Origin of the sequence: Acidovorax sp. M2(2025), from assembly GCF_049330835.1 — a bacterium.
GTDB lineage: Bacteria > Pseudomonadota > Gammaproteobacteria > Burkholderiales > Burkholderiaceae_C > Acidovorax.
Window position 1 is genome coordinate 3,034,301 of sequence record NZ_CP186262.1, and the last position, 23,673, is coordinate 3,057,973.

Consider the following 23,673-nt stretch of genomic DNA (forward strand, 5'->3'; position numbering starts at 1 on the left):
GCTCGCAGCCTCTCAGACCCATCGGCGGCAGGCCCCTGCCCGCCCGGCGCAAACGGCTATCGCTGACAAGGCACTGCGTCCCAGATAATCGCTGTTCACAATTGTTTGCCGTTGACATCTTCACGCCCTACCCCGCCATGCTGAAACGCCGCCTCCCTGCCTTGTTGATCGGCCCGCTCCTTGCATCGGGCGCCTGGGCATCGCCGCCCACCCTGCTGTACGACGGCAATACCGATCCTGTGCCGCAAGGCTGGCAGCAGTTGCAGCAATCGCCGCACACAGAAACCGTGGGCGACGGAACCAATGGCGTCGATGCCGGCACGACGCGCTTCACCACGGCCAACGCGGGTTCGACCAGCGGACAAAACCTGTATACCCACAGCGTGGGCACGGCGAACTTCATCACATCAATCCGCCTGAAGGCCCTGTCCGTCAACCCTCACAATACCGGCGACGCGGGTCTGATGTTCAGCGCGACGGACGCCTTTGCCCCGCCTTTCGGGAGTAGTGCCAATCGCAGTCACATGCTCTATCTGGACTCGGCCACCGTCGGGTGGGGCGATGACACCGGCGGCACGGCGCCCTTCAACAGTCTGGATGGCGCATTCCATGAGTACGCCCTGCGTTATCTCAACGGCCAGCTCAGCGTGTACATCGACGCGGACTACGCCGACATCGCATCGGGGGCGGCCACGCCCTTGCTCAGCCGGTCTTTTGTGCCCAGCACCACGGCCAGCGCCATGGTGCTCTTTGGTGATCAGTCCAACGATCCCAACGTGAACTCCGACTTCGTGGTCGACTACGTCAAGTTCCAGAACCTTGACCTTCCCGACCCGCCAGCCAGCATCACCGCGACCGGCAGCGACGGGTCGGTGAGCGTGGCCTTCACCCCGCCCGCCGGCACCGGCAGCAGCGCCATCAGCAGCTACAGCGTGACGGCGACAGGCCCGGGCGACGTTCTTGCCGGCAGTTGCACGCCCACGCCGGCGCTGCCCGCCAGCGGCCAGACGGCCAGTTGCGTCATCACGGGCCTGACCAACGGCGTGACGTACACCCTCAGCGTCAGCGCGGTCAACGCCTCGGGCGCGGGCCCTGCCGCCACCGCCACCGCGCAGCCCCGGCTCGTCCCGGCTGCAGGCCCCGCAGCGGTGCCATCCCTGAGCCCTGCGGGGCTGGCCTCGCTGGCCGCAATGCTCGCGGCCGTGGCCGCTGGGCAAAATCTGCGCCGGCGCCGCCGGGAAACCCGTTCCAAAGAACGGACGCAGAAGTTTTAGAGAAATCGGCCGCCAGCGCTTATCTACAAATCGCCAGCAGCCATGAAAATCATAGCATCTATGCCGGCGGCGCGGGCCGCGACATGGCCCACTGCACCGCCAGGATGCTGGCCAGCACCACCACCATGCCCACCAGCGACAGCCCGCGCAGGCTTTGGCCCAGCAGCGCCCAGCCCAGGACCACCGCCGTGACGGGGCTGAGCAGCAGCAGGGACGACACCGCCACCGACGGCAGCCGCGCCACGCCGCGGAACCACAGGCCGTAGGACAGCAGCGCGCCCACCAGGCTCAGGTACAGGTAGCCCGCCACGTTGCGGGCCGTGAGCACGGGCAGCGGCGGGTCCATGCCCCACGCCAGGGGCGCCAGCATGGCGCCGCCCGCCAGCAGCTGCCAGCCCGTGAAGGCCAGCACCGGCAGGTCTGACCGCCAGCGGCGCGACCAGAACGTGCCGGCCGCCATGCACAGCGTGCCCGCCAGCGCGGCGGCCACGCCCACCATGTCCCACCGCGCGCCGGGCGACAGCAGCAGCGCCGCCATGCCCAGCACGCCCATCGCGCCCGCCCCCAGCGCCACGGCAGGCGGGCGGCGGTGGTCCAGCGCCCAGGCCAGGCCCATCACCACCAGCGGCCCGACGGCCCCCACCACCGCGGCCACGCCGCCCGGCAGCCGGTACGCCGCCACGAACAGCAGTGCCTGGAACACGCCGATGTTGAGCGCGGCCAGCACCAGCAGGCGGCGCCACGCCACCCCGTCGCCCCACGCGGGCCAGCGGCGGCACCACAGCACCAGCAGCAGGCCCGCCGGAAGGGTGCGCAGCAGCGCGGCGGTGAAAGGCCGGTCCGGCGGCAGCAGCTCGGTGGTGACGATGTAGGTGGAGCCCCAGATCATCGGCCCCAGCGCGGTAGCCAGCACGTCGAGCCAAGGCAGGGATGCACGGGAATGCGCCATGGTATTTATCTTGAGTTCAAGACAAATACCTTACCATACAATCTTGAAATCAAGACAAACCCGCCCCGCTTTCATGGCCACCCAACGCCCGCCTGACGCCGTGGACGCCATCCTGGCGCAATGGCACCGCGAACGCCCCGACCTGGACGTGAGCCCCATGGGCCCCATTGGCCGCATCAAGCGCTGCGCGGCCCTGCTGCAGCGGCGCCTGGACGCCACCTTTGCCGAGTTCGGCCTGAGCTTCTGGGAATTCGACGTGCTGGCCACGCTGCGCCGTGCGGGGGCGCCGTACTGCCTTGCGCCGACGGCGCTGTTTTCCACGCTCATGGTCACCTCGGGCACGATGACGCACCGCATGGGCAAGCTGGAGGCCCAGGGCTGGATCACCCGCGTGCCGAACCCGGCCGATGCGCGCAGCTCGCTGGTGCAGCTCACCGGCGAAGGGCTGGCGCTGATCGACCGTGCGGTCGAGGCCCATGTGGCCAACGAGCACCGCATCCTGGCGCCGCTGAAGGCGGCCGAACTAGCCGCCCTGGATGCGCAGCTGGCGCGGCTGCTGGCGGCGCTGGAGTCGCCCCCGCAACCCTGACCGCCGCGCGGTCGCAGTACCATGGCAGGATGCCCCAAAACCACTTGTACCTCCTGACCGGCGCTTCCCGCGGCATGGGCCTGGCCATGGCCCAGCAATTGCTCAAGAGCGGCAACACGCTGGTCTGCATTGCGCGCAGCGCCAACCCCGACCTGGCCATGGAGGCCAAGGCCGCCGGCGTCACGCTGGAGCAGTGGCAACACGACCTGTCGCAAGGCGAGCCGGTTGCGCACAAGCTGCAGGCCTGGCTCACGGCCCAGGGCCCGCAGGCCTTTGCCAGCGCCACGCTCATCAACAACGCCGGCATGATTCCGCGCATCGCGCCGCTGTCGCACAGCGATGCGGACGACCTGGCCAACGCCCTGCGCGTGGGCCTGGAAGCCCCCATGCAGCTCACGGCCGCCTTCCTGGGCGCGACCGACGCCTGGACGGTGCCGCGCAAGGTGCTCAACATTTCGTCCGGCCTGGGCCGCCGCGCCATGGCCTCGCAGGCCGCCTACTGCGCGGCCAAGGCGGGCATGGACCATTTCACGCGCTGCGTGGCGCTGGACGAGGCGCTCAAGCCCCACGGCGCCAAGGTCTGCTCGCTCGCCCCGGGCGTCATCGACACCGACATGCAGGTGCAGCTGCGCGGTGCCGACCCCGCGGCCTTCCCCGACCGCCAGAACTTTGCCAACCTCAAGACGGGAGGCCAGCTCACCTCGCCCCAGGACGCCGCCACCCGCGTGCTCGCCTGGCTGGAGCGCGCGGACTTCGGCGCCAACCCGGTGGCCGATGTCCGCGAGGCATGAAGGCCCCCCTGAGCCGCTGCGCGTCTTCCCCCGGAGGGGGACGCCACCGGGGGCCCGGCAGAGCCGGTTCCACGGTGGCGCTGGCGGTGGCAGCGCCCCATCCACAGGCTGGTGGCACAACACAAGGCAAGCCAACAGCCTGGGGCCAATTGCTCACATATTGATAGCTACCAGCGCTTTATGGAAAAGCGCCTGAGCCATTTTCCATTCAAACTTTCATCCAGCAAGGAGTTTCCCCATGACCCGTGAAGTCGTCGTTGTCAGCGCCGTGCGCACCGCCATTGGCACCTTTGGCGGCAGCCTGAAGGACGTGCCGCCCACCGAGCTGGGCGCGCTTGTCGTCAAGGAATCGCTGGCCCGCGCCAGCGTGGAGGGCAAGGATGTGGGCCACGTGGTGTTCGGCCACGTGGTGAACACCGAGCCCAAGGACATGTACCTCTCGCGCGTTGCCGCGATCAACGGCGGCTGCGCGGAAGGCACGCCCGCCTTCAACGTGAACCGCCTGTGCGGCTCGGGCCTGCAGGCCATCGTGAGCGCCAGCCAGTCCATCCTGCTGGGCGACACCGACATTGCCATCGGCGGCGGCGCCGAGGTGATGAGCCGCGCACCGTTCGCCAGCCTGAACATGCGCTGGGGTGCCCGCATGGGCGACACCAAGATGGTGGACATGATGATCGGCGCGCTGCACGACCCCTTCCACACCATCCACATGGGCGTGACGGCCGAGAACATTGCCGCCAAATGGGGCATCACGCGCGAAGACCAGGACAAGCTGGCCGTGGAGAGCCACAACCGCGCCGAGCGCGCCACGCAGGCAGGCCTGTTCAAGGACCAGATCGTGCCCGTCACCTTGAAGAGCAAGAAGGGCGACGTGCAGTACGCCACCGACGAGCACTTCCGCCCCGGCGCCACGCTGGAGGACCTGGCCAAGCTCAAGCCCGTGTTCGTCAAAGAAAACGGCACCGTGACGGCAGGCAACGCCTCGGGCATCAATGACGCCGCCGCCGCCGTGGTGCTGATGGAAGCCGGCGCCGCCAAGGCCCGCGGCGCCAAGCCCCTGGCGCGCCTGGTGGCCTACGCCCACGCCGGCGTGGACCCCAAGTACATGGGCATCGGCCCCGTGCCCGCCACGCAGCTGGCGCTGAAGAAGGCCGGCCTCACCGTCAACGACCTCGATGTGATCGAAGCCAACGAAGCCTTTGCCGCGCAGGCCTGCGCGGTGACCAAGGACCTGGGCCTGGACCCGGCCAAGGTCAACCCCAACGGCTCGGGTATTTCGCTTGGCCACCCCATCGGTGCCACGGGCGCGCTCATCACCGTGAAGGCGCTGTACGAATTGCAGCGCGTGCAGGGCCGTTACGCGCTGGTGACCATGTGCATCGGTGGCGGCCAGGGCATTGCGGCCATCTTCGAACGCCTGTGATGCCCGCGCGGCATGCCATCGCCAGCCGCGATGCTGCCGCCCGCTTTTGGCACGGCATGCGCTGCGCCGCATCAGCGATCATCCCCAGCGGCTGGCACAGACCAGCCGGCGCCGCAGGGCGCTGCGGGAGTCGGCCAGCCCAACGGCAGACCGGCCCGCAGCCTGCGCGGGGAGCCCCACCGGCTTCCCACGCGCGCCCTGCCCCGCTCCCATTGAACCCACGGAGACCCCTTTCACCATGATTCGCACACTGTTTTCCTTCACCGCGCTGGCCCTCGCCCTGGGCAGCGCCGCCCAGGCCCAGACGCCCGCACCGGCCGCCGCAGGCGCCTATCCCAGCAAACCCATCCGCCTGATCGTGCCGTTCCCGCCCGGCGGCGGCACCGACATCCTCTCGCGCCTGGTGGCCACCAAGCTGACCGAAAGCGCCAAGTGGACCGTGGTGGCCGACAACCGCGCCGGCGCCGGCGGCACCATCGGCATCGGCGAGGCCGTGAAGGCAGCCCCCACGGGCTATGACCTGGTCATGGGCCAGAAGGACAACTTGGTCATCGGCCCCTGGCTGTACAAGAACCTGACCTGGGACCCGACCAAGGACCTGACGGCCGTTGCCCACGTGGCCTACACGCCCGTGGTCATCGCCACCAGCGCCAGCAACAGCAAGTACAAGACGCTGGCCGACGTGGTCAGCGCCGCCAAGGCATCGCCGGGCACCATCACCTACGGCTCGCCTGGCAACGGCACCTCCATCCACCTGGCGGGCCACTTGTTCGAGCAGGCCGCCGGCATCAAGCTCAGCCACATCCCGTACAAGGGCTCCAACCCCGCGCTGATGGATGCCCTGGCGGGCAACGTGGACCTGCTGGTGTCCTCCCTGCCCTCGGCCATGGGCCAGATCAAGTCGGGCAAGCTGCGCCCGCTGGCCGTGACCTCGGCCAAGCGCAGCTCCTCGCTGCCCGAGGTGCCCACGGTGGCCGAGGCCGGCTTCAAGGGATTTGACGTGAGCACCTGGTACGGCGTGTTCGCGCCCGCGGGCACCCCGCCCGCCGTGGTGAACACGGTCAACGCAGAAATCAACAAGCTGCTGGCCACGGCCGACATGAAGGCCGCCATCCACGCCCAAGGCGCAGAGCCCGAAGCCATGTCCGCCGCGCAGTTTGGCACCCTGCTCAAGACCGACTACGCCAAGTGGAAGGGCATCGTGGAATCGTCGGGCGCAAAAATTGAGTGACCCCCTGTGGCGCTTCGCGCCTTCCCCCTGAAGGGGGACGCACCCGGTGGCCTGGCGGAGCCAGTTCCACGGGTGCACTGGCGGGGGCGCGCCTGCTGCACAGGCTGTGGCTGGACGGTGCGTCGCAACCGCGTCCACACGAGTGCCCCCTGTGGCGCTTCGCGCCTTCCCCCTGAAAGGGGACGCACCCTGTGGCCTGGCGGAGCCAGTTCCACGGGTGCACTGGCGGGGGCGTGCCTGCTGCACTGGCTGTGGCTGGACGGTGCGTCGCAACCGCGTCCACACGAGTGCCCCCTGTGGCGCTTCGCGCCTTCCCCCTGAAGGGGGACGCACCCGGTGGCCTGGCGGAGCCAGTTCCACGGGTGCACTGGCCTTGGGGCGTGCCTGTTCAACGGCCAGGGGTTCCCGACGGTACGCAATCGGCATTCGCCAATCCGCATCCGCCAAAATGAAAAATAAAAACGGCTCCCTCGGGAGCCGTTTGCTTTATCTCTTCCAACCCCGCACAGGCTAGCTTCCCATGGCCTGGGAACCCGGCGCTGCGCCAAGGCCAGAGCCCCCGCGCAAGGGCCGCCCCGCCGCGCTGGGGGCGTCCCCCTCCCGCATTGCGCAGCAATGCGAGAGAGGGGGAAGGCGCCGAAGGCGACTCAGGGGGAGAACTCTCACTCAATCGCGCACGACCAGCACCGGGACGTGCACCACGCCCAGCACGCGCTGCGTGACGCTGCCCAGCACCAGCTTTTCCAGCCCGCGGCGGCCGTGCGAGCCCATGACGATCAGATCGGCGCCCGTGCTCTCCAGTGCGCGCAGGATGCCGTCGTGCACCGCATGGCCCTCGCCCATCACGGTGGTGACTTCCACGCCCGCCTCGGCCATGGCCTTGCGCGTGGCGTCCAGGGCCGTATTGGCTTCGGCCGTGGCGGCGTTGATGTACTGCGCCTGGCCGTAGGCGAAATCAGCGCCCACGCCCGTGAAGGGGTAGGGATCCACCACGTAGACGGCCGTCACGGCGCTGCCGAAGGCCTTGGCCAGGCCAGCGGCCTTGGACACGGCCAGCATGGAGGTCTTGGACCCGTCGACTGGAACCAGAATGTGCTTGAACATGGTGCTTCTCCTTGCGTTGAGTATTGAGAACAGGCTTGTGGCCCTGGACGCCAGTGTGGCCCTGTGCCCTGGCCCGCATCTTGATTCGCATCAATGTCCCGGTCAAGTTTGCGCAAGAGTCTGTTGACGATCTCCCTGAGGTCGCCACAAGGCAAGGCACCGCCACCCGCAAGCACTCGCAAGCGCCCGCGCGGGCACCTGGTTCGCAGCATCCATGCGCCGCGTGCGCGTGCCACTGCTGGCCCCGCCCCTTCCCCGCAACGTGCCCGCTGGGTTCAGGACACGGGCGTCTACGCTGCCCTGTCGTCCCCCTGGAAGCCACCGCGCCGGCAGGTCACCACCAGCGTGTCGCGGTGCCCGCCCTCGGCCAGCGGCTGGATGGGGGTGGACTCGTGGATCATGCGCGCATCGTCGAGCAGCATCAACGACCACGGCTCGGTCAGCGTGAAGCGCTGGCCGCTGGGGCCGGTGGCTTCGAAGACCCGCGTTTCGCCGCCCTTGACGCCTTCGCGCCCGACCAGGAACACGGCCACCAGGTCAACGCCGTCGCGGTGGGCGCCTTCGGGGGTGGGCCGGCCGATGCCGTCCGTGGTGTCGATGCGGAACTGGTGCGCCTCCATGAACCAGCGCTCATGGGCTTGCGCCGGCGCAAACACCGCGTCCGACACGGCTGCCAGCGCCGACAGCAGCTGCCTCCAGACCGGGCGCGCCACGGTGGCTGGCTCCATGGGCGCAAACCAGCGCTCCATGCCGCCGTGCAGGGCGTTGTATTCCACCGGCTGCCAGTGGGCACGGTGCGGCGCCTGCTCGATGTGCCCGTCCTGCACCACGAAACACGCATGGCGGCGGCGGCGGTAGCGCCCCCCGTCCCGCAGGAAATCGTCGGGCGGCAGGGCCGTCCAGTCGCTGTTGAGGGCGTTCAGGGCTGCGAGATCGCAGCCCACCCAGCGGGCGACGTCAGCGGGCGCCAGCGCGGCAAAGCCGGCCTGGCGCAGTTGGGTGACCACTTCGGGCGGCGTGGTGAAGGGCGGAGAGAAGGTGACTTGGGCCATAGCCCGCAAGCTTAAGGCAACGCTGAGCAAATCTCTCGCGCACGGCGCATCCCTCGCCTCCGACGCCACCCCGGCGGCCCGGTGCCTCAGTCGCGCGGGCCGTGTCCCTTGCCGTTCCCGTTGCCGTGGCCCTTGCCGTTTCCATGGCCCCGCCCGCGGTCGTCACCCCAGTCGTCACCGCGGTCGTGCTTGTGGTCCCTGCGCTGGTCGTCGGCGCGGTAGCCGGGCCCTGCGGCCGGCGGCCCGCGGCGTGGCGGAGGGTCTTGCAAAAAGTACACCGGCTGGTTGCATGCGTTGTAGCGGGCGCAGTGCTTGCCCCAGTTCTTGGCGTGCCCGGGCGGCACGTACATGTAGATCGGAGCCCGCTGCACGGCCACGGCCGGGCGCTGGATGATGACCGGCTCGGTATAGATCAGGGGGGGCGGGGGCGCGTTGCCGATGTCGATGCGGCCGTACACGCCGGGGGCCAGTTCGCCCCCCACGGTGGCGTTGACGTAGGCCTGCGCATGGGCCGCGCCCGCGGCCGCCAGCGTCAGTGCGGCCACGGCGCCGGCAAAGCCCAGGGCGCGTGGGGAAAAAGCGTGTTTCGTGAGGTTCGTTGTCATGGTCATCTCCTGCACCCACCCCTGCGGCGCGCGAAGTGCGCAAGCCGCCGGGAGCAGGTTCCAGGGTTGTAACAAACGCGGGCGCCCTGCCGGCGGCGCCGGGCCAAAAAAATGTAAACAAATAGCGAAAAACGCTGCAGCCGGTTCCCGGGGGCCGCCTTCCATTTGAAGGAAAATCAGCCTTCAGGGCTTGCACATAAAGCGCAGAAAGCTACAATTTTTATAGCAAATTCTGCCAAGGGATCATTCCCCCGCAGGGCGTGCCACGTCGCGCAGCCCTTGCGCCGGGCCCGGCCGGCCGAACAGATAGCCCTGCCACATGTGGCAGCCCAGGCTGGCGAGCAGGTCGCGCTGCTCGCGCGTTTCCACGCCTTCGGCAATCACCCCCAGGTCCAGGCTGTGGGCCAGGTTGACGATGGTGCGGGCGATGCTGGCATCGTTGGGGTCGGTCAGCAGGTCGCGCACAAAGCTCTGGTCGATCTTGAGCTGGTCCAGCGGCAGGCGCTTGAGGTAGCTCAGCGACGAGTAGCCCGTGCCGAAGTCGTCCAGCGAGAAGCCCAGCCCCGCGGCCCGCAGCAGGCTCATGCGCTCGATCGTGTCCTCCACGTCGTCGAGCAGCAGGGTCTCGGTCAGCTCCAGCTTCAGGCGCTGCGGGTTGGCGCCGGTCTGCCGCAGCAGCCCGAGGACCTCGTCCACGAAATGCGCATGGCGGAACTGCCGCGCGCTCACGTTCACGGCCAGGGTCCAGTGCGCCGTGTGCGGGTCCTGCGCCCACTCCACCAGCTGCAGGCAGGCGGTGCGCAAAATCCACTCGCCCAGCGGCACGATGAGGCCCGAGGCCTCGGCCACCGGGATGAACTCGGCCGGCGGCACCAGGCCGCGCTGCGGGTGTTGCCAGCGCACCAGGGCCTCGGCGCCCACCACGCCGTCGGACTGGCTGATCACCGCTTGGTAATGCAGCAGGAAGTGGCCGTCGCGCAAGGCCTCGCGCAGGCCTGCCTCCAGGGCGGTGCGGGCGGTCACGGCGGCCTGGGTGCGCAGGTCGAAGAAGCGCAGCGTGTTGCGGCCGGCCGCCTTGGCCTGGTACATGGCCAGGTCGCCGCGCTTGAGCAGCTCGTCCACCGACCCCTCCGCGTCGACGTACAAGGCCACCCCGATGCTGCAGGAGCTGTGGTACGTGTGCCCCTGGAGCAGATAGGCCTGCCCCACCGCGTGCAGCACCGCCCGCCCCACGGATTCGGCCTCGGCCGCGGCGCGGTGCGGGTGCGGGCTCAACCCTTCGAGCAGCAGCACGAATTCATCCCCCCCCAGCCGCGCCACGGTGTCCCCGCTGCGCACGCAGCCCCCCAGGCGCGCCGCCACCTGGCGCAGCAGCTGGTCGCCGATCTCGTGGCCTTGCGTGTCGTTCAGGTCCTTGAAGTTGTCCAGGTCCACGAACAGCAGCGCGCCGCCCGCGCGGGAATGGGCGGCGGCGTCCAGGCCGTGCTGCACGCGGTCGAGCATAAGGCGGCGGTTGGGCAGGCCGGTGAGCGCGTCGTAGAAGGCCAGCTGGCGGATCTCGTCCTCGGCCGCCTTGCGCTGGGAGATGTCGGTCTGCGTGCCCACATAGTGCGTGATGTCGCCCTGCGGGCCCCGCACGGCCGTGATGGTGATCCACGCGGGGTACACCTCGCCGTTCTTGCGCCGGTTCCACACCTCCCCCTGCCAGGCGCCCGTGCTGACCAGGGCCTGCCGCATGGCCTCGTAGAACACGGCATCGTGGCGGCCCGACTGCAGCAGCCGCGGGGTCTGCCCCACCAGCTCGTCGACGCTGTAGCCGGTGAGCCGCGCATAGGACTGGTTGGCCTTGAGAATGCGCTGGTCCGGGCCGGTGACCACCATGCCTTCGAAGGACTCGAACACCGACGCCGCGATCCGCAGCGACTCCTCGGCCTTGCGGCGTTCGGTGATGTCGGTGGAGATGCCGCACAGCGCATGGATGCTGCCGTCGGGCAGGCGCAGCGGGATCTTGACCGACAGGTAGGCCCGCGTCACGCCATCGCTCAGGTGGGTGTTGACCTCCTCCACCTCCAGCCGCTCGCCCTGGTCCAGCACCCGGCGGTCGTTGCGCTGCAGCTGCGCCGCCGTCTCGGCGTCGAAGAACGTGTAGTCATCAAGTCCCACCACCTCGGCCGGCAGCCGGCCGAACAGCTGGGCGATGTGGCGGTTCGCGTACTGGTAGCGGCAGTCCCGCCCCTTGATGTAGATGAAGGCCCCGACACTGTCCAGGATGGCGGCCAGCTTCTGCTCGCTGGCCTGCAGGTGCTGCGTGCGCTCGCGCACCTGGCGCCGCAGCACCAGCGCCGCCCCCGCCGCCAGCAGCGCCAAGGCGGCCAGCCCCGCAAGGGCCCACCAGACCACGGGAGAGATCTGCAGCCGCGGCTCGGGCCCGCCCCAGCGGCGCAGCACCTCGGCGTACTGCGGGTCCTCGCCGCTGCGCCAGGCCTGCACGGCGCGGTCGATGGCCTGCAGCACCTCCGGGTTGCGCCCGGCACCGGTGGCAAAGTACAAGGCCGCCGGCTGGAACACGATGCCCGAGTCCACCAGGCCGAACTGCGCGGCATGGAAGTTGCCGAACAGGTGGTTGGCGATGACCGCGTCCGCACCGCCGCCCTGCGCCAGTTCAAAGGCCTCCAGCAGGCTGGCCGCGTTCACCAGCGTGACCCGGATGCCGAAGCCCTCCATCATGCTTTGGAACGTTGCGCGCTGTACGGAGCCCTTGAGCACCGCCACCCGTTTGTCCTGCAGGTCGAACATCGACTGGATGGCCCGCCCGCGCGCCCGGTACACCTGCGACCAGCTCTGCAGCACGGGCTGCGCATGAAAGCTGTACAGCGCCTCGCGCTCGGGGGTGCGCGCCACATCGGGCATCAGGTCGAGCCGCCCCTCGCGCAGGTCGTCCAGGCATTCCTGCCAGACGCAGGGAACAAAGCGCAGGCGCCACTGCTCGCGCGCGGCCACCAGCTGCAGCAGGTCCACAAACAGGCCCGACGGCTGCCCCTGCGCATCCACGAACACCTTGGGCTCATTGGAATAAACCCCTACCCGCAGCTCCCGCGGAGCGGCCAGTGCCGCGGCGCAGGCACACGCCCATAGCAGCGCCCACAGCGCCACGGCCCGCGGCCAAGAGACAGGACGCGCCCACACGTCCGCAACGGAGGTCACAAGGTCATCCCATTGAAATGCAGACCATGTTAACGAAATGTTGCAAAACCGCCCAGCCACGAAGTCCCCATGCACTGCTTGGGGTAGCATGTGCAGCACCGCCACGCACCGCTGATCAGGAGACCGCCATGCCGCACGAGCGCCGCCATTACGTACGGGTTGGGTTTGAAGCGCCGGCCCTGCTGACCACCGCGACGGCGGCCTACAGCGTGCAGGTGCTGGACCTGTCGCTCAAGGGCGCCCTGCTCATGGCGCCCGCCACGGCCCAGCTGAAGGCGGGCATGCTGTGCCAGCTCACCGTGCCCCTGGCCGAGAACGGCAACCACATCGCCATGTCCGCGGAAGTGGCCCATGTGGAAGGCCTGCACACGGGCCTGCAGTGCCGCAGCATCGACCTGGACAGCGTGACCCACCTGCGCCGGCTGATCGAATTGCAGCTGGGCGACCCCGCCCTGCTGGAGCGCGACCTGGCCGAACTGATGGTGGCCGCGCCGGCCCACTGAGCGGCTCCCCGCCACGCCGCGCCACTTTCAGCCGCCCCCCGCCCCCGGCGGCGCGCCGGCATTGCCCTGGGGCCAGGGCACGCCGCAAGCACGGGGCGGGGTGGAGGCCTCGTTGAGGGCCTAGGGCGCCTCTTGCTCCTGCAGCGTGCGCCACATCACCTTGCCGCTGCCGCTCTTGGGCAGGGCGTTCACGAACTGCACGATGCGGGGCACCTTGTACACCGCCATGTTCTCGCGGCACCAGTCGATGATCTGCTGCTCGGTGGTGTCCTGGTGCGTGGGCCGCAGCACCACCACGGCCTTCACCGTCTCGCCGCGGTAGCTGTCCTTGGCGGAGATGATGCAGGCCTCCTGGATGGCCGGGTGGCGGAACATGAGCGCCTCCACCTCGGCCGGCCACACCTTGAAGCCGCTGGCGTTGATCATGCGCTTGAGCCGGTCGGTCAGGAAGAAGTACCCGTCCTCGTCCATGCGCCCCAGGTCGCCGGAGCGGAAGAAGCGCTTGCCCTCAAACTCGACGAAAGCGGCTTCCGTGGCGTCTGGCCGCTTCCAGTAGCCCTCGAACACCTCGGGGCCGTGGATGATGATTTCGCCCTGCTCGCCCACCGGCACTTCCTGCAGCGTCTCCGGGTCCACCACGCGGGCATCGGTGCTCATGAACGGGATGCCCAGGCACTGCTGCTTGGGGTGGTCCGGCGGGTTGGAATGTGAAGGCGCCGCCGTCTCGGTCAGGCCGTAGCCCTCGGCGTAGCGCAGGCCGTACTGGTCCAGCAGCCGCTGCGCCACGGCCTGCGGCATGGCCGCCCCGCCGCCCCCGATGTAGACCAGGCTGGAGAGGTCGTAGCTCGCAAAGTGGGGGCTGCCCAGCAGATCGATGACCATGGTGGGGATGTTGGTCCAGCTGGTGACCTGCCAGCGGGAGATGAGACGCCCCGCCAGGTCGCGGTCCCAGCGGGGCATGATGACCAGCGTGGCACCCGCGTAGATGGAGGTGTGCATCACGCTCACCATGCCGGTGATGTGGAACATGGGCACCACGGCCAGTGCGACGGTGTCCACCGAGGCCGTGCCCCACAGGGCGCCGGCAGCCGCGTTGTGCAGCAGGCTCTTGTGCAGGTGCATGCAGCCCTTGGGCAGGCCGGTGGTGCCGCTGGTGTAGGGCAGCAGCGCCAGGTCGGTCGGCCCCACGAGCAGCGCCGGCGGCGCGTCGGGGCAGGCCAGCGCATCCGTCCAGTGGTGCACCTGCCCGCCATCCAGCGCGGGCAGCGCATGGCGCGTGCCCAGCCAGTCGCGCCAGGCCTCGGGGGGAGCGTCGGCGCCCTCGATAGCTGGGTCGAATGCATCGGTGAACTGCGTGACCACCAGGTGTGCCAGCCGCTCGGCCGCCGGCAGCGCATTGCTGGCCTTGGCCAGCTCGGGGGCCAGGTCGCCGGTGGTCACGGCCACCTTGGTGTCGGGGTCGGTGATGTAGTGCTTGAGCTCCTCTGCCCGGTTCATGGGGTTCACCGGCACCACCACGGCGTTGGCGCGCAGGATGGCAAAGTGCGCCATCACCAGCTGCGGGCAGTTCTGCATGCACAGCACCACGCGGTCGCCGCGCTGCACGCCCAGGCGGGCCAGGTGCGCGGCCAGGCGCTCCGCGCCTTCCATGAGCTGCCGGTAGCTGAGCGTGCGCCCAAAGAACACGAGCGCCGCCTTGTCAGGGTAGCGGCGGGCGCTGATGGCCAGGTTGTCCCACAGCGAGGTGGAAGGCAGCGTGATGGACTTGGGCAGGCGGCGGGGCCAGAACTTGTAATGCGGGCGCATGGGGCAAACGGTCTCCTTTGGGCTGACAGCCTAGAGGCCCCGCCGACCGCTAGCAAGGGGGATGCCCCGATGCATCGTCGCACAGGTGACGCCGCGGGGCGCGAGCCGCTGGGCCGCACCGGACGGCGGTTGGTGGCGCTGCGCCGCGGGGCGCCGCGGTTACCATCGTTGCATCGCGGCCGCCCATCCACCTGGCCCGACCCCACCATGCTTGCTGTCCTGTACTACGCGCTCATGCTCCTTGTCGGCTACTTCTGGTACCGGCATGGCCAGAAGCTGCTGCGCGGGGGAGGCCGGGATGAGAACGGCGGATTCACGCAGCCGCCCGTGGGCCCCATCGGGTTCGTCGTGACCGGCGTGACTGCGTGCTACTTCTCGTTCGTGGCGCTGCGCGCGCTGGCCCTGGGGGAGATTCCGTGTGTCGGCAAGGCCTGCGCGGGCCAGGTCTACACGCTGGCAGAGCACTCGGGCCCGTACTGGGCCAACCTGTTTTTCGTGGTGTGGCTCGCGCTCGCGCTGGGCTATGCCTTGTACGTGACGATCAGGCTCTGGCGCTCCCACTGAGCGCACGGAGCCTTCCCGCGGCCTTGCTGCCCGGTTGGCGGGTCAACAGCCTCAGCTATTGACCTGCGCCCACAGCTTGTCCAGCCGCTTCACGCTCACCGGCTGGGGGGTGCGCAGCTCTTGCGCGAAGAAGCTCACGCGCAGCTCCTCCAGCAGCCAGCGCAGCTCCTGCATGCGCGCATCCACGGCGCCTTTGCGCTCGGCCACCAGGCGCCAGTAGCGCTGCTCTTGCGGGCGCAGCTCGGCCAGCTTGGCGGCGTCGCGGGCGGGGTCGGCGCGGTATTTGTCCAGGCGCAAGGTGATGGCCTTGAGGTAGCGCGGAAAGTGCGCCAGCTGCGCCCACGGGGCCTGGGCGATGAACTGCTTGGGCACCAGGCGCTGCAGCTGCTGCTGCACGTCGGCCGTGGCGTCGGGCGCGTTCTTGGTGTCCTTGAGCTTGCGGGCGGCGGCGGCGTATTCGATGAGGATGGTGCCGGCCAGGCGCGCGACCTCGTTGGCGATCAGCGTGAGGCGGCCCCGGCCCTCTTCCACGCGGCGCTTGAAGCCGGCTTCGTCGGTGGGCAGCGGGTCGAGCAGGAAGGCGCGGTCCAGCGCCACGTCGATGATCTGGTTGCGCAGCTCTTCCTGTGTACCACCGCCTGTCCCGTCAGGCGACCGCCCGACTTGCATGAACGCCACCGCCATCTTCTGCAGGTCGGGGATGTTCTTTTCCAGGTACTTGAGCGCGTCCCTGATCTGCAGCGCAAACAGGCGGCGCAGGCCGGCGCGGTGCTTGGCGGCGGCCACCTCGGGCTCGTCGAACACTTCGATGGTGACGGCATCGCCGCCGTCGATCAGCGCCGGAAAGCCCACCAGCGTCTGCCCGCCCTTCTTGATCTCCATGAGCTCGGGCAGCTCGCCAAAGGTCCAGGTGGTGTAGCGCTGGCCCGCGGGCACCGTGGGCGATGGCGCGGGTGCGGGCGTCGATTTTGCTACTGTTTTAATAGCTGCCTGCGCTTTACTGTCGGGCTCCGGAGCCGATTTTGACTCCAAACCACCGCCCTGCCCGCCCAGCTTGAGCCCCGCCAGCGCCTGGAAGGCCCCGCGCGCCTTGGCGCCCCACTCGGCCTTGAGCGCGCCCAGGTTGCGGCCCTGGCCGAGCTGGCGGCCGTGCTCATCCACCACGCGGAAGTTCATGAACAGGTGGGGGCTGAGCATGTCGAGCTTGAAGTCCGCCCGCTTCACATCCAGCGAGGTCTCGTCGCGCACCTGCTTGAGCAGCGTGTCCGTGAGGCTGCCGGTGCCAAACCGTTCGGGCGCGGCGAACAGCTCGGCCAGCCGCGTGGCCGATTCGGGCAGCGGCACAAAGCGGCTGCGCGGACGCTGCGGCAGGCTCTTGAGCAGGGCCTGGATCTTGTCCTTGAGCATGCCGGGCACCAGCCATTCGCAGCGCTCCTCGCTCACCTGGTTGAGCACGAAGAGCGGCACCGTCACGGTGATGCCGTCGCGCGCATCGCCGGGCTCGTGCAGGTAGCTGGCGCTGCAGTCCACGCCGCCCAGGCGCACGGTCTTGGGGAAGGCGCTGGTGGTGATGCCCGCGGCCTCGTGGCGCATCAGCTCGTCGCGGGTGAGCTTGAGCAGCTCGGGGTTGGCGCGGCTTGCGTCCTTGTACCAGCGCTCGAAGCTCGCGCCGCTGCACACGTCCTGCGGCACCTGCTGGTCGTAGAAGGCGTAGATCAGCTCGTCGTCCACCAGCACGTCCTGGCGGCGGGACTTGTGCTCCAGCTCTTCCACCTTGGCGATCAGCTTCTGGTTGGCGGCCAGAAACGGCAGGCGGGTCTCCCACTCGCCCTGCACCAGCGCCTCGCGCAGGAAGATGTCGCGCGCACCGTGCGGGTCCACCTTGCCAAAGTCCACGCGGCGGTTGTTGTAGATGACGATGCCGTACAGCGTGGCGCGCTCCAGCGCGGTGACCTGGGCGGCCTTCTTCTCCCAGTGCGGGTCCAGCATCTGCTTCTTGAGCAGGTGGCCGCCAATCTGCTCGATCCACTGCGGCTCGATGGCGGCGATGCCCCGGCCGAACAGGCGCGTGGTCTCCACCAATTCAGCCGCCACGATCCAGCGGCCGGGCTTCTTGTTCAGGTGCGCGCCGGGGTGCTTGTAGAACTTGATGCCGCGCGCGCCCAGGTACCAGTCGTCCTCGTCGCTCTTGCAGCCCACGTTGCCCAGCAGGCCCGCCAGCATCGAGAGGTGAATCTGCTCGTAGCTGGCCGGCTGGGTGTTGACGCGCCATCCATGCTCCGTCACCACCGTGAGCAGCTGGGTGTGGATGTCGCGCCACTCGCGCAGGCGGCGGATGCTGATGAAGTTCTGCCGCAGCAGCGCCTCGTACTGGCGGTTGCTGAGCTTGTGCGTGGGCGCGGCTTCCGGCGCCGGGGCAGGAGCAGACACCGGCGCGGCGGCCCGCTGCCCCACGGGCAGGATGGCCTGCGAAGGCGCCTTCTTGAGCGCCATCGCTTTTTGCGCACGGGCCGAGGGCAGGCTGGGCGCCCCGCCCCGGGCCTCGTTGATCCACTTCCACAGCTTCAGGTACCCGCTGAACTCGCTCTTGTCGTCGTCGAACTTGGCGTGCGCCTGGTCGGCCTGCTGCTGCGCCTCCAGCGGCCGGTCGCGCACGTCCTGCACGCTGAGGGCGCTGGCAATGACCAGCACCTCGTCCAGCGCACGGCGCTCGCGGGCCTCCAGAATCATGCGGCCCACCCGCGGGTCCAGCGGCAGGCGCGACAGCTCCACGCCCATGGGCGTCAGCTCGTTCGCGTCGTCCACCGCACCCAGTTCGGAGAGCAGCTGGTAGCCGTCGGCAATGGCGCGGCCCGAGGGCGCCTCGATGAACGGGAACTGCGCCACATCGCCCAGGTGCAGCGACTTCATGCGCAGGATGACGCCGGCCAGCGAGCTGCGCAGGATTTCCGGGTCGGTAAAGCGCGGGCGGCTGTTGAAGTCAGCCTCGTCATACAGGCGAATGCAAATCCCGTTGGCCACGCGGCCGCAGCGGCCCGCGCGCTGGTTGGCGGCGGCCTGGCTGACGGGTTCCACCAGCAGCTGCTCCACCTTGCTACGGAAAGAATAGCGCTTGACGCGCGCCGTGCCTGCGTCGATGACGTAACGGACGCCCGGCACCGTGAGCGAGGTCTCGGCCACGTTGGTGGCCAGCACGATGCGGCGGCCCGTGTGACCGTCGAAGATGCGGTCCTGCTCGGCCTGACTGAGGCGCGCAAACAGCGGCAGCACCTCGGCATTGCGCATCACCGGCTGGTGCGACAGGTGTTTGCGCAGGTGGTCGGCGGCCTCGCGGATCTCGCGCTCGCCGGGCAGGAAGACCAGGATGTCGCCACCCGCGTTGCCGGCCCACAGCTCGTCCACCCCGTCGGCAATGGCCTCGTTCAGGCCGTAGTCGCGGCTGTCTTCAAACGGGCGGTAGCGCTGCTCCACCGGAAAGGTGCGGCCCGAGACCATGATGACCGGCGCCGGGCCCTTGGCAGACTCGAAATGCTTGGCAAACCGGTCGGCGTCGATGGTGGCCGACGTCACGATGATCTTCAAATCCGGCCGGCGCGGCAGGATCTGCCGCAGGTAGCCCAGCAGGAAGTCGATGTTCAGGCTGCGCTCGTGCGCCTCGTCGATGATGAGCGTGTCGTAGGCCTTGAGCAGCGGGTCGGTCTGCGTCTCGGCCAGCAGGATGCCGTCCGTCATCAGCTTGACGGAGGCATCGCGGCTCAAGCGGTCCTGGAACCGCACCTTGTAGCCCACCACATCGCCCAGCGGCGTCTGCAGCTCTTCGGCAATGCGCTTGGCCACGCTGCTGGCGGCAATGCGCCGCGGCTGCGTGTGGCCAATCAGCTGGCCCTTCTGACCCGGTTTTGAATTGCACTTTCCGCGCCCCAGAGCCAGCGCAATCTTGGGCAGCTGCGTGGTCTTGCCCGAGCCGGTTTCGCCGCACACGATGACGACCTGGTGCTTGTCGATGGCCGCCATGATCTCCTCGCGCTTGCCCGACACGGGCAGCGAATCGGGGAAGGTGATGCGCAGCGGGGCGGCCTGGCGGGTGGCGGGCGAAAGAGACGGGGGCAAGGAAGGCGCGGAATCGGTCATGAAGGGCCGCATTATCCGAGCGGTTCGTTGGCCGCGTGCAACACCGGGCACAGTGGCCCCATGCGCGGCACCACAGGTGCTGCGCAAGCCCGCACACCGCGCGCCCGCGGCCTGCGCCATGGCCCCGCCGTGTTCCGGTCCCTGACCCGGCAGGCGGCCTTGGCAGGCGGCGTGACCGAACAATTTGTTGGGATCCCCTGGATTTCAGTATGTAATCCGTGCGCCGCGCCCCAGCGGCCACGGCCCCTGGAACCCACAAGAATGCGAACGCGCCCCCAGCCCTCCGCACCGAATTGCTCCCCTCTCGCCGCCGCGCTGCCTTCCGGGGCGCCGGCCTCGCGCCGCGACTGGCTCGCCTGGGCCGGCGCCGCCAGCCTGGCGCCCCTGCTGCCGGGCTGCGGCGGCAGCGGCAGCAGCCCAGCGCCCCTGTTCACGGCCACCATGGCCTGGGGGCGCAACGCCATACGCCAGGCCATGCAGGCCGGCCCCAACCAGCCCAAGACCCGGGCCGCCTCCGTGGCGCTGCTGCAAGGCGATCGCCTGGTCTGGCAAGAGGCCTTCGGCGTGCTGGACGAGGCCTCCGGCACGCCCGCCACCACCGAGACACGCTTCAACGTGGGCTCCGTCAGCAAGGTCATCGCGGCGCTGGCCGTGATGGTGCTGGTGGACCGGCAGCTGGTGGCGCTGGATGCGCCCGTGGTGCGCTACCTGCCCGGGTTCAGCATGCTCTCGCCAGGCTACCGCGACATCACCGTGCGGCACCTGCTGAGCCACGCGTCCGGCCTGCCCGGGACGTACCTGCACAACGTCTTCACCTTCACGCCCCTGCAGGGCTACGCCGCCGAACTGGAGGCGGCCCTGGCCGACATCCACCTCAAGCACGCGCCCGGAGCCATGGCGGTGTACTGCAACGACGGCTTCACGCTGGTGGAACGCGTGGTGCAGGCCGTCACCGGGCAGAGCTACCCGGCCTTTGTGCAGTCGGCCCTGCTCAACCCGCTGGGCATGGCACGCTCGGGCTACACGCTGGCGCCCCTGCCGCCCGGCAGCTTTGCGCCCGGCCACATCCGCGATGTGCCGCAGGGCCAGGAATTCATGATGGGCTACGCCACCGGCGGGCTCTGCACCACCCCCGGCGACATGATGAAACTCGCCGCCCTGCTGCTGCGCGGCGGCGAGCTGGACGGCCAGCGCATCGTGTCCAAGGCCGGGGTGCGCGAGATGGCCAGCGCCCAGAACCAGGGCGTGCGCGTCAACCTGCCCGCCGACTGGCACTGGGGCCTGGGATGGGACACCACGCGCCACCCCGGCCTGGAGGCCGCCGGTGTGGAGGCCTGGCAAAAGAGCGGCGGCACGATGTTCTATTCCAGCGACTTCTACGTGCTGCCGCAGGCGGGCCTGGCGCTGCTGCTCACGGGCAGCTCCCCCGGCTTCAAGCCCGGCCCCGTGGCCGAAGGCATTCTGCTGCGCGCCCTGCAGGAGAGCGGGCAGTTGCGCACCCTGCCACCGCCCCTGCCGTTGGCGCCGCCGCCCCATGCAACCGTCTCTTCGGCCGCCGTGGGTGCGCTGCTGGGGGTCTACGGCAGCTCGCGCGCGCCGCTCAAGGCCACCTCGCCGGACGGCCAGCAGATCGACCTGTGCGCGTGGAGCGCCCAGCGCGGCGCCTGGGTGGACCGGTGCCAAAGCCTGCGCCTGCGCACGGACGGCTGGTGGTGGTCCGATGCCAACCCCGCCACGCAGTACCGCTGGGAGCAGGCGGACGGCCGCCGCTACCTGCTCATGCGCGAGCGCGCGACTGCGGGGCATTACCTCGTGACCACGCCGGCCGGCCAGCAAATGCCGCCCGCGCCCGGCCCCCTGCCGCCGGCCTGGACGGCGCGGCTGCCCAGCACCTGGCAGGTGGTGAGCGAGGGGCCACAGTCCATCCCGATGGCGCTGGACATGGGCACCTCCGCGCTGAAGGAGCTGCCCGACCTGCCCGGCTACCTGTTCTGGGACGACAGCCAGTTCCTGCTGCCGCTGTCGGCCGACCGCGCGGGCATGGCGGTGCAGGTCCCCCTGGACGCCGGCCGCGATCTGGTGGAGCTGGTCGCCACCACGCGCGACAAGCAGGAGTGGCTGCACGCGGGCGGCTGGGTGTACGCGCGCAAGGACTGACCGCCAGCCGCGGACCGGCTGCCCTGCCGCTGTTTGTTTGGTGCTGTTTCTTTGGCGCGACAGCTGCATCGCTGCAACGGCCCCAGCGCTTGCCACCTGCAGCGGGCCTGGCCACAATCGCGCCTCTGCTTTTCTGCTCCCCTCAGCGGCAGGCCTTGCCGGCCCTGCTGAAACTTTTCTGGAGGTCATCACCATGTCGGTTCACTCGTCCGCTCCCGCCTGACCACCGTCCACCGCCCCGGCTGGACCGTGTTTTCACGCATCCAGCCATGGCAGACAAGCGCCCTCCTGCACCGCAGTGCAGCGCTCCGCAAGCCCTGGCTACTTTGCCGGGGTTTTTTGTTTGTGGAATGCATGCACATATGAGTGCCCAAAAACTCTCTCGCGCCTATGCCCAGGGTGACATCAAGAAGCTGCGCCGCATGAAGCAGCCCTTGGTCCTGAAGCTTGAATCCTCGGGCGCGCCCCGGAACCCCGTGGCCACCGCGCTGGCCCAGCGCAGTCTGTCCAGCGCGGCTGGCAAGCACATCCGCAGCCAGGGCGCACAGCGCCGCGCCGACAAGGTGGCCCTGCAAAGGGCGCTGGCCCAGGCCACCCGCGCGGGTGAACGCGACTGAAGAAGCCGGCCGGGCCCCGCGCAGTCCGGCCTATCGGCGCCCTTTTGCCATTGTTGACGCCGCAGCGCAGCACCGCCGCGCCCGCCCGGCGCCGCAGCGATGCTCAGCATGCTTATGATGCGCGCCTGAGCCGGGCGGTCTGCAAACCAGCGGACCGCCCCATTTCCCCCGTTCCATCCCGTCTGCTGAGGGCCTTGCACACCGCCATGTCCGCCGTTTTCAATTTCACCTTCGTGCCCTGGTTCCGGTCGGTGGCGCCCTACATCCACAAGTTCCGCAACCAGACCTTTGTGATCGGGCTCACGGGCGAGGCCATTGCGGCAGGCAAGCTGCACAGCATTGCGCAAGACCTGGCGCTGATCCAGGCCATGGGCGTGAAGATCGTGCTCGTGCACGGGTTTCGCCCGCAGGTGAACGAGCAGCTGGCGGCCAAGGGGCATGCCGCCAAGTATTCGCACGGCATCCGCATCACCGACTCGGTGGCGCTCGATTGCGCCCAGGAGGCCGCCGGCCAGCTGCGCTATGAGATCGAAGCGGCCTTCAGCCAGGGCCTGCCCAACACGCCCATGGCGGGCGCCACGGTACGGGTGATCTCGGGCAACTTCCTCACGGCACGGCCGGTGGGCATCGTGGACGGCGTGGACTTCCAGCACTCGGGCCTGGTGCGCAAGGTGGACGTGGGCGGCATCCAGCGCACGCTGGACATGGGCGCGCTGGTGCTGCTGTCGCCCTTTGGCTTCTCGCCCACGGGCGAGGCCTTCAATCTGGCCATGGAAGAGGTGGCCACCAGCGTGGCCATCGAGCTGCACGCGGACAAGCTGATCTTCCTGACCGAAGTGCCGGGCATCCGCACGAATCCGCTTGCGCCCGAGAGCGAGGACAACCCCATCGACACCGAACTGCCGCTGGCCGCCGCACAGGCCCTGCTGGCCCAGCTGCCCACCGCGCAGCAGCCCACCGACACGGGCTTTTACCTGCAGCACTGCGTGAAGGCCTGCAAGGGCGGCGTGGAGCGCAGCCACATCATCCCGTTCGCGCTGGACGGATCGCTGCTGCTGGAGGTGTACGTGCACGACGGCATCGGCACCATGGTCATCGACGAAAAGCTCGAGGAGCTGCGCGAAGCCACCATCGACGACGTGGGCGGCATCCTGCAGCTGATCGAGCCGTTTGAGAAAGACGGCACGCTGGTCAAGCGCGACCGCACCGAGATCGAGCGCGACATCGAGGCCTACACCATCATCGAGCACGACGGCGTGATCTTCGGCTGCGCGGCCCTGTACCCCTACCCCGAGGCCAAGACGGCCGAGATGGCCGCCGTGACCGTGTCGCCGCAAAGCCAGGGCACGGGCGACGGCGAAAAGCTGCTCAAGCGCATCGAGCAGCGCGCCCGCCTGCTGGGGCTGGAGAGCCTCTTCGTGCTGACCACCCGCACCATGCACTGGTTCATCAAGCGCGGCTTCCAGCCCGTGGACCCGGACTGGCTGCCCGATGCGCGCAAGCGCAAGTACAACTGGGACCGGCGCAGCCAGGTGCTGGTGAAGAAGCTCTGACGCACCGGGGCCGTGAACGCCCCGTCAGCCGTTCACGCTGAGCCCGTCGAAGCGCAGCGCAAGGCTTCGACAAGCTCAGCCCGAACGGCGGGTTGGCAAGGGGCGGGCAGCAGCTTGCCC

General features: G+C 69.2%; 17 protein-coding genes. 10 read left to right on the forward strand and 7 right to left on the reverse strand.

The annotated features are described in order from the left end of the window. Positions 1-137: 137 nt before the first annotated feature. Complete coding sequence (locus ACOYR3_RS14105) at positions 138-1,274, forward strand: fibronectin type III domain-containing protein (protein WP_422842994.1); 1,137 nt, start codon at positions 138-140, stop codon at positions 1,272-1,274. 58 nt (positions 1,275-1,332) lie between these two features. Here ACOYR3_RS14105 and ACOYR3_RS14110 read toward each other — a convergent pair whose 3' ends face one another. Then, positions 1,333-2,223, reverse strand: a complete 891-nt coding sequence (locus ACOYR3_RS14110) for an EamA family transporter (protein ID WP_422842995.1) — start codon at positions 2,221-2,223, stop codon at positions 1,333-1,335. Between the two features lie 73 nt (positions 2,224-2,296). Between ACOYR3_RS14110 and ACOYR3_RS14115 the strand changes: the two genes are divergently transcribed. From ACOYR3_RS14115 to ACOYR3_RS14130, 4 genes are all read left to right on the forward strand, one after another. Next, positions 2,297-2,812 carry a MarR family winged helix-turn-helix transcriptional regulator gene (locus ACOYR3_RS14115; protein ID WP_422842996.1) on the forward strand — a complete coding sequence of 172 codons (516 nt, stop codon included), beginning with the start codon at positions 2,297-2,299 and terminating at the stop codon, positions 2,810-2,812. Positions 2,813-2,841: 29 nt separating this feature from the next. Next, the gene (locus ACOYR3_RS14120; protein ID WP_422842997.1) at positions 2,842-3,603 is read left to right on the forward strand and encodes an SDR family NAD(P)-dependent oxidoreductase; all 762 of its coding nucleotides are present in this window, start codon (positions 2,842-2,844) and stop codon (positions 3,601-3,603) included. 238 nt (positions 3,604-3,841) lie between these two features. Next, complete coding sequence (gene bktB / locus ACOYR3_RS14125) at positions 3,842-5,026, forward strand: beta-ketothiolase BktB (protein ID WP_422842998.1); 1,185 nt, start codon at positions 3,842-3,844, stop codon at positions 5,024-5,026. 238 nt (positions 5,027-5,264) lie between these two features. Then, positions 5,265-6,257, forward strand: coding sequence for a tripartite tricarboxylate transporter substrate binding protein (locus ACOYR3_RS14130; RefSeq protein WP_422842999.1), 993 nt, complete (start codon positions 5,265-5,267; stop codon positions 6,255-6,257). A 666-nt stretch (positions 6,258-6,923) separates the two neighbouring features. On the opposite strand, the gene ACOYR3_RS14135 is transcribed toward ACOYR3_RS14130, so the two are convergent. The 4 genes from ACOYR3_RS14135 to ACOYR3_RS14150 form a co-directional block, all read right to left on the reverse strand. Then, complete coding sequence (locus tag ACOYR3_RS14135; protein ID WP_291487029.1) at positions 6,924-7,361, reverse strand: universal stress protein; 438 nt, start codon at positions 7,359-7,361, stop codon at positions 6,924-6,926. 290 nt (positions 7,362-7,651) lie between these two features. Next, positions 7,652-8,413 carry a 2OG-Fe dioxygenase family protein gene (locus ACOYR3_RS14140; RefSeq protein ID WP_422843000.1) on the reverse strand — a complete coding sequence of 254 codons (762 nt, stop codon included), beginning with the start codon at positions 8,411-8,413 and terminating at the stop codon, positions 7,652-7,654. Between the two features lie 86 nt (positions 8,414-8,499). After that, entirely contained in the window at positions 8,500-9,018 is a 519-nt protein-coding gene (locus ACOYR3_RS14145) for a hypothetical protein (protein ID WP_422843001.1), read from the reverse strand. 243 nt (positions 9,019-9,261) lie between these two features. Beyond that, complete coding sequence (locus tag ACOYR3_RS14150; RefSeq protein ID WP_422843002.1) at positions 9,262-12,222, reverse strand: EAL domain-containing protein; 2,961 nt, start codon at positions 12,220-12,222, stop codon at positions 9,262-9,264. Between the two features lie 128 nt (positions 12,223-12,350). Between ACOYR3_RS14150 and ACOYR3_RS14155 the strand changes: the two genes are divergently transcribed. Then, positions 12,351-12,725, forward strand: a complete 375-nt coding sequence (locus ACOYR3_RS14155; RefSeq protein WP_422843003.1) for a PilZ domain-containing protein — start codon at positions 12,351-12,353, stop codon at positions 12,723-12,725. A gap of 120 nt (positions 12,726-12,845) precedes the next feature. Here the strand turns inward: ACOYR3_RS14155 and ACOYR3_RS14160 are convergent, their stop codons facing one another. Next, complete coding sequence (locus ACOYR3_RS14160; protein ID WP_422843004.1) at positions 12,846-14,531, reverse strand: long-chain fatty acid--CoA ligase; 1,686 nt, start codon at positions 14,529-14,531, stop codon at positions 12,846-12,848. A 207-nt stretch (positions 14,532-14,738) separates the two neighbouring features. Between ACOYR3_RS14160 and ACOYR3_RS14165 the strand changes: the two genes are divergently transcribed. After that, positions 14,739-15,095 carry a hypothetical protein gene (locus ACOYR3_RS14165; protein WP_422843005.1) on the forward strand — a complete coding sequence of 119 codons (357 nt, stop codon included), beginning with the start codon at positions 14,739-14,741 and terminating at the stop codon, positions 15,093-15,095. A 51-nt stretch (positions 15,096-15,146) separates the two neighbouring features. Here the strand turns inward: ACOYR3_RS14165 and hrpA are convergent, their stop codons facing one another. Continuing rightward, the gene (gene hrpA / locus ACOYR3_RS14170) at positions 15,147-19,226 is read right to left on the reverse strand and encodes an ATP-dependent RNA helicase HrpA (protein ID WP_422843006.1); all 4,080 of its coding nucleotides are present in this window, start codon (positions 19,224-19,226) and stop codon (positions 15,147-15,149) included. A 261-nt stretch (positions 19,227-19,487) separates the two neighbouring features. Between hrpA and ACOYR3_RS14175 the strand changes: the two genes are divergently transcribed. The 3 genes from ACOYR3_RS14175 to argA all read left to right on the forward strand — a co-directional run bounded on the left by ACOYR3_RS14175 (position 19,488) and on the right by argA (position 23,553). Further along, positions 19,488-21,383, forward strand: coding sequence for a serine hydrolase domain-containing protein (locus ACOYR3_RS14175; RefSeq protein ID WP_422843007.1), 1,896 nt, complete (start codon positions 19,488-19,490; stop codon positions 21,381-21,383). A gap of 362 nt (positions 21,384-21,745) precedes the next feature. Continuing rightward, a complete protein-coding gene (locus ACOYR3_RS14180) occupies positions 21,746-22,000 on the forward strand; it encodes a hypothetical protein (RefSeq protein ID WP_422843008.1) in 255 nt (84 codons plus the stop codon). 206 nt (positions 22,001-22,206) lie between these two features. Next, positions 22,207-23,553, forward strand: a complete 1,347-nt coding sequence (gene argA / locus ACOYR3_RS14185; RefSeq protein WP_422843009.1) for an amino-acid N-acetyltransferase — start codon at positions 22,207-22,209, stop codon at positions 23,551-23,553. Positions 23,554-23,673 lie beyond the last annotated feature (120 nt).